Origin of the sequence: Halobacillus litoralis, from assembly GCF_004101865.1 — a bacterium.
GTDB classification, from domain to species: domain Bacteria; phylum Bacillota; class Bacilli; order Bacillales; family Halobacillaceae; genus Halobacillus; species Halobacillus litoralis_A.
The window spans coordinates 1,520,392-1,536,556 of the sequence record NZ_CP026118.1; the positions used below are offsets into that span (position 1 = coordinate 1,520,392).

Here is a 16,165-nt window from a genome sequence, read left to right on the forward strand (position 1 = left end):
CATTCTATCAACCGTATCTAAAGGAATCAAGACAATGCTTTTTTAATTAAATTTTCCCATAATTCAGTGACTTTCGGCCATTGACTGCTTTGTGATTCATTCCGATATACAAGACGCTCATAATGATTCGTCAGGCGGCGCATCTCATTTGTCTGGAAATGTCGATCGACCGTTCCTGCATAATCCCTGAGGGTTTGCTCTGGCTTACGCTTCAGCCCTTTATGGGCAAGCAGTTTCAATAAATATTGGTACGCTTTTTCATACGTATCTTCATCCTTATTTTTTCGGTAACGGCGGATGAGCAATGCCGACATCCAGCGGAAACGGGTGATATAAAGGAGGACAGCGGTCACTAAGATTGCAGTAAGTGTAATCCATAGCCACGTATAGCTCTTGTCGGAAGAACCTCCGACACCTGCATCTCCTGACTCCTGTTCTTCTTCCATTTGCTGTTGAGGGTTACCCAAGTTGTCTTCAGGTGTATTTTCCTCTTCCGGAGTTGCATTCGCATCTTCTCCGGCCTCAGAGTCTATATCTGAATAGAAATCAGCGTTATTGGTAAATCCTTTCGTCGGTTCAAATGGGACCCAGCCAACTTCAGGGAAATAAACTTCCACCCATGAGTGGGCATTTCCACTAGTCACTTCATAGACATTTTGAACCTCGTCAGAATAAGGATTTTCCTGAGCATCAATTCTTTCTCCGCTAGTGAACCCTTTTACCCACCTGGCCGGAATTCCTTCAGACCTTAACAGAACGACCATCGAAGTAGAAAAGTTGTCACAATAACCAATCTGGGAATCGAATAAAAATTGATCTACATAATCCTCATTTTCCTCAGGTACCGGGACATCGGTGGTCGAATACTCGAAGCCATTTGAAGAAAAGTAGGATTCGACTGCTTTCGCACGATCGTAACGATTATCCTCTTCCTCGACGATTTGACTCGCCAGGTTACGTACGCGGTTCGGTAAATCATCTGGCAGCTGAAGATACTTTTCACGAATTTCTGCCGGATCTTCTGCATCTGCTTCCCGTAACTGATCGTATTCAAAGGAAGGGAAGTCATAATTCAAGACATACGTGTTGACCTTCGCCGGCGAGTCTCCTTTGATTGTGTCCATTTCCCCTGTATTTTCATGCACCCGCAATTCATAATTTGCAGGATATTCTAATAGGGAGCTCAACCCGTAAGGATAGACAAGCTTGCGGAAGGACGCATTATTTGTCATTTGGATCATTGCCCTCTGCTCTTCCACTTCTACTTCATCAGTAAAAGTTTCATAGGTTATATTATCTGGGTCCATGGAGGCTACTGGTTCTTCTAACGTATCTTCCCATCCTTTTCCTGTATAGGTATCTTTCGACTCGATTCTCCAGTAACGATCTCCATCCGCAGTCGCACGGAAAACACGGGTGTCATCCTGCACGAAGGAACCTCCTAAACGGCTGTCATTTTCGCCATAGCCGACTTTCTGTGTGTGCCCGCTCCCGCCGGGGCCAGATCCCCCTGTCGCACTTTCTAAGTATGGAACAGGGTCCGGCCACTGTGGTGCTAGTTTAGGAGAAGCGTAAGCAGCTGCCGATGAGAAGAGAATGATTGCTAACAACGGCAGAGCCCACACTTGCGCTTTGTGAAGGCCTCTGAAAGAAATAGACTCCTTCTCCATCTCTTTCGCAAAGCTGGATAACCCGAGAGCGATCATCCCCAGAACGAACGTCCGGACAATCGCCCACTTCCCATCGTAGACAGTGAAAGTATCTGTCACAGTCACAAAAACGAGTGTGAGCAGCACGAAGATGAACATCCTTCTTGCTACAACGAACCAGTAATAGAGCAGATAACTCATCAACCATAATAAAATTAAGAATAATAAGCTGCGGAACATTGGCGTCATCTGCCACCATTCCTGCCCCTGAATCATTTGGATGTTGAAAACGATTTGCTCATAAATGACTGAAAACCAGTCGCGAGAAAAAATCCTCTCTGCTATATACAATCCATCAATAATGAAGGCCATCCCCAAGCCCTTCAACGGAATGGAAAGCCACCACTGGATTTGCAAAAATGAAACAAAAAAACAAAAAGTGGCGTAGACGAAGAAGACTTTGACATCATTGGTGTGCGAAATGGAATCCATTGGTCTGAGCCATTCACAAAACAATAGAAACCCTATGATATAGAGGGTAAGCTTATAGAGCGAGTGTCGTTCAAGCATTATGTGTTCACCTCGAATTCTTGTTGCGTCAATTGCTCTTCTGATAACACATTGACAATGACCCCTTGGTTTTTCAATTGTTTCACAGATTGATGGTCTTGGAACTTCATTCGTTTATAAGGACGAACATAAAAAAAGACTACTCGCTTACTCTTTTTCGCCAATTTACTCAATGCCACTTGTATATCATTGTCCAAATGGTGACTAACTACCATCATCATGACGCCACTCGGAATCGAAGCGTGCTCCCTTTCCAATTGCCGGGCAAAAGGAACCCGCCCTATTGGACGGATCTTTGCCAGATGACCCTGAATTTGTTGGTGATGAGAGTGATCCTGGTGAAAAGGAAAATACTTACGCCCATCTCCGAGGGTCATAAAAGCCAGCGGGGAGGCTTTTTTATGAAAAGCATTCAATAATGAAGCTGTAAATTCAACCGAACCTTCAAAGCTCAATTCGTTCATTTCAGAATGATAGACTGCATTCAAAATGAGCAGCATATCAACGCTTTTTTCTTGTTCGAACTCTTTGGTCATCATTTGGTTTTTCTTTGCCGTCGTCTTCCAGTCAACCCATGCGAAACGGTCTCCCGGCATGTACTCCCTGACACCAGTAACGACATTGGTATTCTTCTCATTAAGCTTGAACGAAGGGCTCGCCCCTTGCTCGAAACTGTAAACCCGTTCTTTCATCTTCACAGGTCTGAGGTAAGGAAAGACCACCAGCTTATTTTCCTGCTGATATACTTCTTCTTTTTTTACAAAACCGAAGAAATCCCCTGTCTTAACGCGAATGGCTTTTAATGCATGTTCCCCACGCGGAACCTTCGCCAGTTCGTAATTGAAATTGATATGTTTACTGAACCATGGGAAAGCGACACGCTTCACTTTTCTCGATTCATAGTAATCTTCCGTTTTTTCCATATCCTCATACTTGCTGACGTGCTCGTCCACTTTTTTCAAAGAATCCGGCAAATACTCTTCAATCACACAATAATAGATTGGAAATGGAACCTTTCTCGTCAGTCTGACATCGACATGGATCGTCTCCCCACCCATCGCGATTCGTTTCGATAAGCGGCGCTCCACCTTCCAATTATGAATCGGATAGAAAAGAACCCCTAACATATAGAGAAGAAAGGGAAGGAAGGCATAGAAAAGGAACCAGCTGACGAAGCCCCCCTGGAACATAGCATAAGAAAACAATATCGCGAACAAAACCGCGACAACGCTCAACTTAGCTGAAAGTTTCAACGTTTGTCTCATTCACTGATATTCCTGTTCACTGGGATGGATGTAGCTGTCAAGAGTTCCTCGATGATCGATTCCGCACTCGAACCTTCAAACTTCGCTTCAGAAGTGAGGATCATTCGATGTGACAACACATATGGAGCAAGGTATTGAACATCATCCGGGATGACATAGTCACGGTCATGAACGAACGCAAAAGCTTTCGCTGCTTTCATAAGGGAAATCGAACCACGAGGACTGACACCCAGATAAACTCCTTCATGATTCCTCGTTGCTGTCACAAGGTCGATGATGTAACGGTTTACAGAATTATCAACATATACATCTGCTACTTCCTTTTGCAGTCCGACCAGTTCGTCCCTTGACAGCACGGCTGAAATCTCTTCAATCGGATGGCCGTTCGACGTTCTTGAGAGCATTTCCATTTCCTGCTTCGCTGTCGGATAGCCCATTCTCATTTTCAAGAGGAACCTGTCCAACTGAGCTTCCGGCAATGGATACGTCCCTTCATATTCGATCGGGTTCTGAGTGGCCATGACGAAAAACGGGTCACTGAGCGGGACCGTTTTCCCGTCTACAGTGATGCTCGTTTCTTCCATCCCCTCTAATAACGCGGATTGTGTCTTTGGAGATGTACGGTTGATTTCATCTGCTAATACCACATTTCCCAGGATCGGGCCAGCACGGAACTCGAATTCCATATTCTTCGGATTATATATAGATACACCAGTCACATCGGATGGCAGCAAATCCGGTGTGAATTGAATTCTCTTGAAATCGCAATCGAGGGATTTCGCAAGTGTTTTGACAAGCATCGTCTTTCCGACACCAGGAACATCCTCGAGCAGCACATGGCCTTTTGCCAGTAGTGCCACTACACTTAACAAGGCCGCCTCTTCTTTCCCTATCATGACTTTCCTTATATTCTTAAGCACTTCCGAAATCTTCGGTTGATATAAAAATGTTTGCTGAGTCATTTGGTGTACCCCTTTCTTCCTAAATAACAATTTTTCAGAATAATCACGCTCATCATAACTATACTATATCGCTTCTCATTCAACAAAGGATGTGAACAATTGGATATTAAAGGAAGAGGCATCATCACAGGGTTTAATGCCGGTAAAAATTTTGTCGATAAACAGTGAAAGGAGGTTTTACTGCTTTAAGACATTCAGGTATACCTTCTTGTTGGTTTACATTATAAAAGGGAAGAAAGGTCATTTCTGAATAGTCGATAGTGCGGGAAAAGAAAAACAAACCTGCACCTAAGTAAAAGTTTGTTTTTCTGATTCAATGCTGAATGATTACTCAAACAGAAGGACATTTACAAAACTCTAAAAAACAGTTAACAATTTTGTCATTTTGTGGTATCTTTAATTCAAGCCATCTTAATTAGAGATAATAAAACATAAGAGACGAAAGTTTGTATAGGTATAGGTGGCAGGGGGAGCCTCAGTTTTAAAACTGGGGCTTTTTTTAATGAGTTTTTGAATTTGAACAGAACGCACCCCCCCCCGACAACCTAAAGGTACCCTTTAATGTGTTTTTTTCATGCTTAAGACAAGAAAAATCTCCAGGCATTAAAAAAAGAAAGCCCCGAAGAGCTCTCTGCTAAATCTATATCAAACTATATGATTATTTCATCAACCCTAATCTTATCGCCCTCTCTCTTCCCGTCTGTTTAAAATATGAATTGAAAATATAAAGAGCTTGTTCTTTAGTGTACCTCCGGTTTCGTACTTGAGGCCATTCTTTGATGTGGGCAGGATCGATCACCCGCTCCCATTTCGATTGTACTTTCACCTTGGCCGTTTGATGACCCATGACACCGAGGGCAGCCATACGATGTTGTCCTGCGGTCAGTTTAAATCGATAATCTTTTCCACTTTTCAAGAAGTACCCTCTTATATAACCGTCCGGAAAATGACGAGGCTGGTAGCCTACTTTCCTTATTTTTTTGTACACTCGCAGCGTCCGTAAAAGCTCAGTTTCTCCAAATGCTTCCGAGTTCGGACCGAAATGCTGATGATCGCCTTCAGGTAGCTTTAAGTTGTTTTCCCAAGGTAAAGGCATCCATAGATTATGCTTTTTCAAGGGTGTATCAGCTACCTTATAAAACAATCCCTCCCGCAGTGACTTCGGTTGAAAAAGCTGATAATACTTACGCAAGATTGATTTTTTATATGAAAGGGATGGTTCATCGATGTATTGCCTGATGGTAGCACAAAAATAATGCCATCCATCATCCGCATAAGAATAACCAAGCCAATCCCGACACTTCTTCACCTCTACCTTCACAATAGCAGCTTCACTGTCAACAGCAGCAAACCCTTTAGGAATGGCCACGGAAACCTACTCCTTCACTCACGAATCCTTCTGTCTTATATGATCATTGATTTTCAGCCACTCTGGATGATTTTCGAAGGCCTTGAGCGTTTCCTTTAACGTGAATTTTTCATTTTCTGGATATAATTCCTTCAGAATATGCTCGATCAATAGGAAGTCTTCTTTTGTATCAACAGTCCAACGATGATGACTCGCATCCTGCGAATAAGTAATGTGGAAAGAAGGAAACCTCTGCTCATTCCTAATGATAAAAGGAGTCACATGTTCACGATCAAATGGGAGACGAGCTTCCCGGTAGGCCTGTTCTAAAGCTTTGAACGAGAAGATACTCGTATCCATCCCTCGTGGATAACTCCGCATTTCCGTATTGGAACCATAATCATACCTGGAATGATTATTAACATAATAATCCACTACTTGATCAATGACTTCAGGGTCAATCAGGGGACAATCCGCCGTCAACCGCACCACCGCATCTGCATCATATGCTTCAGCCGCCCGGTAGAACCGGTCCAGCACATCGTGTTCAGAACCCCGGAAGTGAGAAACAGATAACTGATTACAAAGGTCAATGATCGGGTCATCCTTCTGCTTTGTTGATGTGGCAATCACAATCTCAGTTAGCGATTTCGCCCTCTGCATTCGTTCGATTTGATATTCGAGCAACGACTTCCCCATGACCTTCATCAATACTTTCCCCGGCAGCCTTGTCGATCCCATTCGGGCCTGAACAATAGCAACGACTTTCAAAACCTCTCCCCCTTATCCAATAAAATCCCATGACATCGGGGTCCCCCGTCTCACATCGGCATTGACTCTTTTACCTAATAAAACATCGTAATAGTGAGGGGGCAAACCAAAACCTGGCCGGATAGCCCTTAGGTTCTCTTTTGTAAGGTATTCACCAGCCTTCAAATCTTCGGTGATGTATAACGAGCGACGATATTTTCCTGAAGCCTTCTCACTCGCAGTTGGACCATAACTCACCTTTCCAAGTGCCTGCCATGCTCTTTGCGTCTCTTCCACAAGACTTTTCATTTCAGTTGGTTCTAAAGAGAACTTGGCATCGACACCCCCATCCTCCCGTTTCAACGTAAAGTGTTTTTCGATGACTGTCGCCCCTAACGCCACACTGGCGACGGCCACGCCGGTCCCTAAGGTATGATCAGATAAACCGACCTGACAATTGAACAAATCTTTGAGGTGGGGAATGGTTGAGATGTTTGAATTCGCGGGTGATGCAGGATAGCTGCTTGTGCATTTCAATAAAACGAGGTCCTTACACCCCGCACCCTCTGCCGCTTCAACCATCTCTTCTATTTCCCCGACCGTAGCCATTCCTGTAGAAATGATCACTGGTTTACCTGTGGCAGCCACTTTTCGAATCAACGGTAGATCCGTATTTTCAAATGATGCAATTTTGTACAGTGGTACATTCAGACTTTCCAAAAAATCTACAGCTGTTTCATCAAAAGGGGTGCTGAAGGCGATCATGCCCAGTTCCCTGCTTCGCTTGAAGATCTTCTCATGCCAATCCCAGGGAGTGTAAGCTTCTTGATAAAGCTGATACAGACTTTTCCCATTCCAAAGACTCTCTGAATCCTTGATTTGAAAATCTTTTCCTTTATGATCCAACGTCATCGTATCGGCCGTATACGTTTGGATTTTCAATGCATGTGCACCGCTTGCCGCTGCCTGCTCTACAATTTCCAGGGCACGTTCCAACGATTGATTATGGTTTCCTGACATCTCGGCTATTATGAAAGGAGGATGATCTGCACCTATTTGTTTACTTTGCACCTTGATGTCCATTGTCCATCCCCCCTAATGCTTTCCTTATCATTTTCCATCGATTGTAGAACAATCCCATCGGAATCACATCGATGAAGTCATCCCCTCTTCTTATCTGTTCTTTCAACCGTCCTTCTTCCAAAAAACCCAATTTCTCATGAAAACGGACGCTGATTTTATTGAATCCCAATACTTCGGCACATACTTTCCGTACATCCACTTCGGAAAATATAAAATCCAATGCAAGTCTTCCCATCATCGTCCCAGATCCTTTAGGGGTGTCCTTTTCACCAATATAAAAACCCCAATAACATGTGTGATGTTCAAGATCGATATCCGTAAACCGTACGACCCCTAAAGGACGCCCTTCTCCAAGGAACAGTTTCGTATAAGACAGTGGATTCTTTTTTTCCCTATCAAACCAATCGACATGATCCAACCACGGAATCGGTTGGTCATTGTACATATTTTTTCTGATTTCTTCTCTATTGCGCCATTTCCATACAAGTTTCAAATCCGATACTTCCATATCTCTCAATAAAAAATCAGTCATGATGATCTCCACCCATGAGGTACTTGGTAACTCCATATCTTTCATGATCTTTCATGATTTCGCGGATTGACTTCCATGCTTGCATAACAATAGAAGAATCATCATCCAGTTCCTGCAACTGCTTATAAATGTCTTCCACCCTCACTTTTTCACTTTTACCTAAATTGAAAACTGCGCCTTTCTCTTCCAGAAATGCAATGATTTCGGTTTGATTACTTGCTGTTTCGATCACTATAGAAGGAAGGTTCATATAGCAGCGCTCCCAAACGGAACTCCCTCCTGCCCCGATCGCTATATCCGCTTTCTGCATTAAACGGGCGATTTCGTTGGTTTGAATATGAAGATGAAACCCCTTGACCTTTTTGCAAAAAGCTAAGATTTCTGTTTGATATGGATTAGATTTGCCGATTACCACATCAACCTCTGGCTGCTTTTCCAACATCAGAATCGCCTTGAGTGCCTTCAATGTTTCGTTGGTAGGGTCACTCCCCCCAAACGAGACTATAATCCGCTCCACGGTGCCATTAGGGTTACTCAAACGTTCAGCTTCCAGGATGAACTCCTCGCGCAATAATGTATAAGCTGGCCCCAATAACGTGACAGTCCCATCCGGTATCAGTCCTTCATATCTTTTATCCATATCGGGATAAAGATTTTGATCCAATAGAAGGTGACAATCATGCTGTCGATCAGCAAGGTCATCGATGACCATCAAACGTTTGACTGATGATTTCAATACCCTTTCCCATCTAGCATCAAGATCGTAATGATCGACAATCAACCAATCAACAATCCCGACGTTCTCCAAAATACCCAGACTCCGTGCTGCATCTTCACGCCACGATATCCCCGCTGCTCCAGTAATGACATAAACAGCGAACCTTTTCTGTTGAATAAAATCAACTAGATCTCCAGGTCTTCTTCTGCACATAAAAAAAACCTCTGCCCCTTGCATACGAAGTTCCTCCGCAAGAGTGAGACACCGCATCACATGACCGGTCCCTGAATCCGTCGAGGCATCAGTTCTGAATCCGACCCTCATACGCCCGCCTCTTTTTCATAATGGGTAACGACTTTTTTCACTGCCCTGATGACATCCCTCACGTCACCCTTTGTCATCTTCGGGAAAAGCGGCAGAGTTATGACCTGTTCATAAATCGATTCTGCGATCGGACAAGCCCCCGAAGAATAGCCGAGTCTTTGATAATAGGGCTGGGTATGAACAGGCATGTAATGGACATTGACTCCGATGTTTTCTGCTCGAAGTGCCTGAAATACCTCGGTCCTCTGCTTCGCCAATGGACCTTTCAAACGAATGATATAAAGATGCCAGCTAGATTGGCTTCCCTCCATTTGAAAAGGAGGCACCACATGGTCCATCTTTTCAAATGCTTTCGTGTATAGCCTGGCGTACTCTTTTCTTTTTTCTACAAAACCAGCCAACTTCTTCAACTGACTTATGCCAAGAGAAGCCTGAATATCAGTAAGCCGGTAATTCATGCCTAAACATTGCATTTCATACTCCCAATCTTTCCGTTCTTGTTCAAGCTGGTTCACATCTCGGGTAATTCCATGAGTACGAAATAGCTTGAGCTTCTCATAATAAACAGGATTGTTTGTGGTGATCGCGCCACCCTCTCCTGTTGTTATGTGCTTGACAGGATGAAAGCTGAACATCGTCATATCACTGAATGAACCGACCTTCTTCCCTTTGGAGTCAGCACCCAGTGCATGAGCTGCATCTTCTATGATGACGAGCCCATTTTCGCTTGCTATACTCTGCAGCTTTTCATAATCCGCGGGCTGGCCTGTGAAATCGACAGGAATAATAGCTTTTGTCCTCCGGGTTACTAAAGACTCTACAGATACCGGGTCTATATTGTAGGTATTTGGGTCGACATCAGCAAAAACCGGCTTACCTCCCATATAGAGAACGCAATTCGCACTAGCTGCAAACGTGAGGGGTGTAGTGATCACTTCATCACCCTCTGTAACTCCTGCTGCAAAACAGGCGGCATGAAGAGCAGCTGTACCATTGGAAAAAGCGACCGCATACTTAGAGCCGACATAATCGGAGAGTTTTCTTTCGAAGCGCTCGATTGTCGGCCCTGTTGTAATAAAGTCGCTCTGCAATGTTGCAACTACTGCTTCTATGTCTTTTTCATCGATCCACTGGCTTCCATAAGGTAAAAGTGTATCACGGACTGGTTTCCCACCGAATATCGCCATGTTTTCTTTCACTACCACCGTCCCCTTTAAATCAGTTTAGTTGTTTGGATCCACTCTTCCGTCCTGCGTATCCCTTCTTCTAACGTGACGGCAGGCTCCCAGCCTAACAACCGCTTGGCTTTGCTATAGTCACACAAAAGCTTAGGAATCTCACTTTGGGGATGAATATGTTCCACATAGCTGATTTTTCCTGGGTCCCCGGAAATCAGCTCTGCCAATTCCTTAATTCGAATGTCTCTGCCAAGACCTGCGTTCACGATTTCCCCATTCGTTTCATCTTTATAACCAGCTTCTACAACAAACCTGGCGCAATCCTCCACGTACAACAAATCCCTTGTCTGCATACCATCCCCATAGATTTGCAGTGGAAGTCCATTCAACTTATTCTTAATGAAAATGGCGATCACTCCACCTTCCCCTCCAGTTTTCTGAAAAGGCCCATAGGTATTGAAAGGACGAATAACCGTGACTGGAAGACCATACGCATAGTAATAGGACAAGACCATATTTTCTGCAGCGATTTTCGCACCAGCATAGGGCGAAGCAGGCTTGATTCGGTCCTTTTCAGTGATCCCTTTCTCATCAGGAGCACGATCATAAACCATACATGTGCTCATAAAGACCATCTTCACACTACGCTTCCTGCATTGTTCCAATAGATGAAAGGTGCCGATTGTATCATTATTGAAAGTCGTTTCGGGATCGTCGATGCTGTCCTGCACGTTGATACTTGCTGCCAGATGGTAGCAAAGATCGATGCCGGGATAAAATAAACTTTCCACCGTGTTGACATCTTTGATATCTCCATGCACGAATGCTTTAAAATTTTTGTGTGCCAATAGTTCATCAATGTTCTCAATTCTGCCATTCGATAAATCGTCCATCACCCAGACGTTGTGTTTTTCATCCAACAGCCGTTTGACGACCCATCTTCCAATGAAACCAGCTCCACCTGTTACGAGAATGTTCAAGTGCACACCCCTCCCTTATATTGACCATACATATTTTTCGAATGGCGACATTATTCATAGAATCATGAATAACCGAAAAGGTATCATCGAAACCTTTGGATCAGATCAGCTAGTCGTCTGCCAGAAGATTGTTTAGTCGAATAGGATTGAGCTAAAAATTTATTCATTTTGCTGTAGGTGTAATTTTTCATTTGATCTGATTTGAAAAAGTCTAAAACAAGCTCTGCTAATACTCCTGGATCTTTTTGCACAAGTTTACCCAAGCTCGTGTAATAGCCCGAATATCCTGGAAAAGGTTCATTCAGGATAAAAACAGGTTTTTTAGCTAGTATTGCTTCTAACCCGACAGTCGAAGAATAAGAAACGACGACATCGGCGAATTGGATGAGATCATAAAGTTGACAGCCATGGGCAGATAGAATAGAGGAGTGAGTTTTTGAGAGTTTGTGAGGCTTGGAATTAGGAAAGTCTTTTACGATGATATTAAGGTTCTTATTCGATCTTAACTTTGCGAGGAACTTCTTCCAGCTTTTCAACTGATTATTTCCCCTTACAATGACTAATACATTTCTCTTTTTTGGGTGGGCTCCAAGTTTTTGTGCAAGCTTTTCTTTATTCAATTTGGGAGCGCTATGAATCATGTCAAACCTCGGGTGACCGATTATTTCCATAGCTTTTTTACTGATCCCATTTTTTCTGTACCAGTCCACCTCAAACGGGCCATAAACTGCATCGTAGTCAGCGATTTTCGGTAAATAACCGAATTCACCTGATATGATGCCGTGTTGCATGCAGATTGTCGGTATCCCGTGTGCAGCTGCAACCATTACTAAAGTCCGACTTTCCGGATAGTGTGTAGAGGGGACAACAACCGCCGTGACCGGTACACTGCGGAATAGCTTCCCAGCTTCCTCGATTCGATTGATGATTTTTGCGATTTGAATAAAAAACCTTTTCCTGAATATCTCGTCACTATAAACCGGATGACCCTTGAAAGTGTTGATCAAGCCAGTTGCTTTCTGTTTCATTTTACTGATAGCAGCTTTATTGTTAATTTGGTAGCTATCAAAATAATTGGGCGTCATCGAAACCTGCTTTACTACCTGTTTGCCCTTAACATTGCGACGTGTCCTTTTCATTGTACTGGACGTTCTTTTCTTCGGATTCTTCTTTTTGTTCTTTTTTATTTTTTTCTTTGAAGTCTTCGGTTGTGTCTTGGATTTTGAAACCCTTTGCTTCGCTCTCCCCCTTTCTTGAAAAAGAAGGATACTTTTTGAATCGAAGTATTTCGCGAACGTTTCATTAGGAAAACGCAGAAGTTTATATACATCGTGGAAAATCACTTTTCCATCCGTATTTTTCTTGAGCGGTTTTTGATGCAAAGCTTTGAAAGCACTGAATTTTGCTTGAACTTCTGATGTGTTCTTCACATTGTTTCTCAGATTCTTACTGAATGCGGGGTGCGCCATGCCTTCAGCGGCTTTTAAATCCTTATTTAACAGACTACGATAATGACATAGATATGCAATGGAATAGCCTTTGTAATTCAAATCTTTGAAGTCTTCTAAAAAATCCAAGTACAAGGACCAATAGTTTTGTTCGAAGGTATTCATTATTTCCTCCTTTCTCTGAAAAACTAAACAAGACGTTGAGTTTTCAATAATTGATACAATTCCTCTAAACTTAGCGGCTGACCTCCAGATGAGCTATACGTCCCGGGCCGGGCTTTTCTTCCGCCTTCGTAACGGACATTTCCTTTTGTAAAAAAAGGGATGACGTACATATCTGATAAATCCCATGCTGTCAAAGATTCCTCATGCGTCATTAACTCTTCATACATTTTCTCCCCTGGTCGTAAACCGATTTCCTCAATACTTATCTTATTTGAATCTAAGCCATGTTGCTGGCAGGTTTCATCAATTACTACCCTTGTTAGGGTCGCTAATGAAACAATCGGCATTTTCAATACAAAGATCTCGCCTCCCTTAGCTTCCTTCAAGGCTTTAATCGTTAGCGTTGTCGCCTGTTCTAGCGTCATCATAAACCGGGTCATCGTGCTGTCTGTTACCGTGATCTTCTTATTTTCCAAAATTTGATGTTTAAAAAGAGGGATGACTGACCCTCTTGAGCCCATGACATTCCCAAAGCGAACACTGGAAAATGCTGTTTTTTTGTTCCCTTTACTGTATTCCGCAGCTGTGATCAATCGTTCCGCCGTCAATTTCGTTGCACCATAAGTATTCGTCGGCGATATCGCTTTGTCCGTGCTTGTGAACACGACTTTGCTTACATTCTGCTCCAGTGCTGCTTTAATGACATTATTCGTCCCGTGAACATTCGTGAGCACAGCTTCATAAGGATTGTATTCGCAAGCAGGCACATGCTTCATCGCAGCTAAATGAAACACATAGTCGATTTCCTGCATCGCGGTGTGAAGTCTATCATAGTCACGGATGTCACCGATTAGAAAACGGACATTCTCCCTTTCACCTAAGTCATTTTGGAGTTGGTGTTGTTTATGCTCATCACGGCTGAATACTCTTATGGCACTTGGAGACTCATGAAGTAACGTTTTTACGATACTCGTGCCGATGGTCCCCGTCCCTCCAATTACTAATATTTTCTTTCCTTTAAAAAACACAGAACCTTCTCCTTTTTCAGCAATCTAGTATTTTCACCTAATGAAGTAGGCAGTATTATCCCTTGATACAAACATACTTTTGACTATTATTTATATTCCATAAATAGAATTTGGTGAACATAATAGATTCCAGCCTAGAATCAAAAGCGGAAGCGCCTTGATCACCCCCGACAAGCTTAAGCAAACCTTTGAAGTGGCGGTCTTTTGCCACAGCAAAGGGCTTGCTTAAGACCTCGAGGGGGTAGGCGCTGGAGCTAGACGAATCAAAAGCGCAAGCGCCTTGATCACCCCCGACAAGCTTAAGCAAACCTTTGAGGTGGCGGCCTTTTGCCACAGCAAAGGGCTTGCTTAAGACCTCGAGGGGGTAGGCGCTGGAGCTGGTCGAATCAAAAGCGCAAGCGCCTTGATCACTCCCGACAAGCTTAAGAACTTCCACATCTTGCGGTGTCTACTCAAGTTTCACTTATAATTACTCACACAAAAAAGCGCAGGAAAACGCCCTGCGCTAAGTTCAGAAATTCCCTTCATTGATTTCTTATCTATACTTGATAATCAAAAATTAATTTTTCAAATGAAACAATCGATCAGCAAGCGGGGTGATTTTCACATGGTCTGTTAGATTTTGTTGTTCTATATGGTCGATCCCCTTAAAAAAATCCGCTATTTCCTGAGAAATAAGCGAAGGAAACATCTGCTTAATCTTTTTCCTGGTATCTCTCTTAAAGCGATAATGTTTGGAAGGTCGCTTATTTTCTGAAGAGAGGGAAACAGAATCCAGATGTCCTAAAATTATCTTGTATGCAAATTCATTTCTCTTTTCCGGGCCGTAAAAATCAGATAAAAGTGCTGACTTCTTCTTTTCTCTTCTTATTCTCTTTCCTTTTATCCAGGAAGACTCATTTTGACTGATCAATATTTGTAATTCCTTAAGGCTAGTTACAGATTCACTAACGTCTTGGGTGAGAGGAACATCATAAGTCGGCGATTGAACAGGCATATAAGAAATCACCATTTGATCAAGCAGATATCCCTCTATCCCAGTCGTACACCCATTATGAATGAGCGCTGATGCTCCTAACAACCAATGGAGGACATAACCACTTCGAATGACCTGGACATTTTCCAGTCCAAGTAAATCCTTTTGGTAGCTTTCCATTCGTTCAGCTGGATGAGGACGGACGATAAAGGCTAAAGCTGGGTGGTTTTTACTCAACTGTTTGATCATCGATATAAAATGACCGTAGAGTTTTTTTATATATTCTTCTTGCGGACTCAAGTGGCCACCCTTTTTCCCACTTATTGTATTGTACAGGGTGAAACGAGTGTTAATAAGTATGTAAGGACCGTACTTGTTCTTCAATTCTTCCCCTTTCTCCTGATAAACGACACGATATTTGGGACTAAGCAGATCGAACCTCGGATTACCTGTAACGGTACAATTACTTTTGAACTGAGGGTAGGCCTTTTCAATAACTCGTTTCTGGCTATCGCCCCAACAATATACGTGGTCGAGTTGTGGAAGGAGATCCTGATGCATCCGGCTTCTCAAATAAATATTTTCATCAGGAAAAATCAGCCCTTCTTCATCCAATTCCACGACGTAATGCCCCCTTTGATCTGCTTGGGTCAGTACCTTCTTCCGGAATCCCCGTGCATATCCTTTCCCTAAAAAGATACCTCTAGGGTAAATGCCGGATGCTTCTTGAACTTTACTATGCTCACCTATGATCACCTGATAACCTTCTGAAAGGGCATAATAAGCCAATAACAGTTTCCCATCTAATTCCCTTGATTTGATTTCGATAGGTAAGTAAAGAATGCCCCCCATACCACCGCCCCCTTCTATTAATCTGGGTTTTATTAAACTGAGAGATTTGTGAAGTTGACTATACCGAAACCACCAAGCCATTTCATCAAAAGGTTCTACCATGGAGGGATACCTGACCCCGCCTTACCAGATTATACTTATTTTTGAAAGCTTCTAAAGACATTTCATATCACAAGTGGTGTTGAGAAAGGGGGAGACACTTGTGGGATACACGGGTCAGGTGAGACCCAGGCTCACGCCCACGGAAAGCGCCACCTCCCCCCTTTCTTCACGCTGTATCTTGGACTCGGTCCTTCAACAACCCTGGATGTTTATGGAACAAAATTACTTTATGAAT

13 protein-coding genes are annotated in these 16,165 nt (G+C 43.1%); all 13 read right to left on the reverse strand.

The features are described 5' to 3' along the window. Window positions 1-26 precede the first annotated feature (26 nt). Window positions 27-2,219, reverse strand: a complete 2,193-nt coding sequence (locus HLI_RS07680; RefSeq protein WP_128524440.1) for a transglutaminase TgpA family protein — start codon at window positions 2,217-2,219, stop codon at window positions 27-29. Continuing rightward, entirely contained in the window at window positions 2,219-3,484 is a 1,266-nt protein-coding gene (locus HLI_RS07685) for a DUF58 domain-containing protein (protein ID WP_128524441.1), read from the reverse strand. The genes HLI_RS07680 and HLI_RS07685 overlap by 1 nt, the downstream gene beginning before the upstream one ends. After that, on the reverse strand, window positions 3,481-4,446 hold the full coding sequence (locus HLI_RS07690) for an AAA family ATPase (RefSeq protein ID WP_128524442.1): 966 nt from the start codon (window positions 4,444-4,446) through the stop codon (window positions 3,481-3,483). Before HLI_RS07690 ends, HLI_RS07685 begins: the two co-directional genes overlap by 4 nt. 658 nt (window positions 4,447-5,104) lie before the next feature. Next, window positions 5,105-5,815, reverse strand: a complete 711-nt coding sequence (locus HLI_RS07695; protein ID WP_128524443.1) for a hypothetical protein — start codon at window positions 5,813-5,815, stop codon at window positions 5,105-5,107. 18 nt (window positions 5,816-5,833) lie between these two features. Further along, the gene (locus HLI_RS07700; RefSeq protein ID WP_128524444.1) at window positions 5,834-6,565 is read right to left on the reverse strand and encodes a cytidylyltransferase domain-containing protein; all 732 of its coding nucleotides are present in this window, start codon (window positions 6,563-6,565) and stop codon (window positions 5,834-5,836) included. Between the two features lie 12 nt (window positions 6,566-6,577). Next, window positions 6,578-7,627, reverse strand: coding sequence for a pseudaminic acid synthase (pseI, locus tag HLI_RS07705; RefSeq protein WP_128524445.1), 1,050 nt, complete (start codon window positions 7,625-7,627; stop codon window positions 6,578-6,580). Further along, on the reverse strand, window positions 7,605-8,159 hold the full coding sequence (gene pseH, locus HLI_RS07710; RefSeq protein ID WP_128524446.1) for a UDP-4-amino-4,6-dideoxy-N-acetyl-beta-L-altrosamine N-acetyltransferase: 555 nt from the start codon (window positions 8,157-8,159) through the stop codon (window positions 7,605-7,607). Before pseH ends, pseI begins: the two co-directional genes overlap by 23 nt. Continuing rightward, a complete protein-coding gene (gene pseG, locus HLI_RS07715; protein WP_128524447.1) occupies window positions 8,152-9,201 on the reverse strand; it encodes a UDP-2,4-diacetamido-2,4,6-trideoxy-beta-L-altropyranose hydrolase in 1,050 nt (349 codons plus the stop codon). Before pseG ends, pseH begins: the two co-directional genes overlap by 8 nt. Then, a complete protein-coding gene (gene pseC, locus HLI_RS07720) occupies window positions 9,198-10,388 on the reverse strand; it encodes a UDP-4-amino-4,6-dideoxy-N-acetyl-beta-L-altrosamine transaminase (RefSeq protein ID WP_128526840.1) in 1,191 nt (396 codons plus the stop codon). Before pseC ends, pseG begins: the two co-directional genes overlap by 4 nt. Window positions 10,389-10,414: 26 nt before the next feature. Further along, window positions 10,415-11,359 carry a dTDP-glucose 4,6-dehydratase gene (locus HLI_RS07725; protein WP_128524448.1) on the reverse strand — a complete coding sequence of 315 codons (945 nt, stop codon included), beginning with the start codon at window positions 11,357-11,359 and terminating at the stop codon, window positions 10,415-10,417. A gap of 83 nt (window positions 11,360-11,442) precedes the next feature. Further along, window positions 11,443-12,972, reverse strand: coding sequence for a hypothetical protein (locus tag HLI_RS07730; RefSeq protein WP_128524449.1), 1,530 nt, complete (start codon window positions 12,970-12,972; stop codon window positions 11,443-11,445). Between the two features lie 23 nt (window positions 12,973-12,995). Beyond that, complete coding sequence (locus tag HLI_RS07735) at window positions 12,996-14,000, reverse strand: UDP-N-acetylglucosamine 4,6-dehydratase family protein (RefSeq protein WP_128524450.1); 1,005 nt, start codon at window positions 13,998-14,000, stop codon at window positions 12,996-12,998. A gap of 559 nt (window positions 14,001-14,559) precedes the next feature. After that, window positions 14,560-15,828, reverse strand: coding sequence for a surface carbohydrate biosynthesis protein (locus HLI_RS07740; protein ID WP_164908513.1), 1,269 nt, complete (start codon window positions 15,826-15,828; stop codon window positions 14,560-14,562). Window positions 15,829-16,165: the final 337 nt, after the last annotated feature.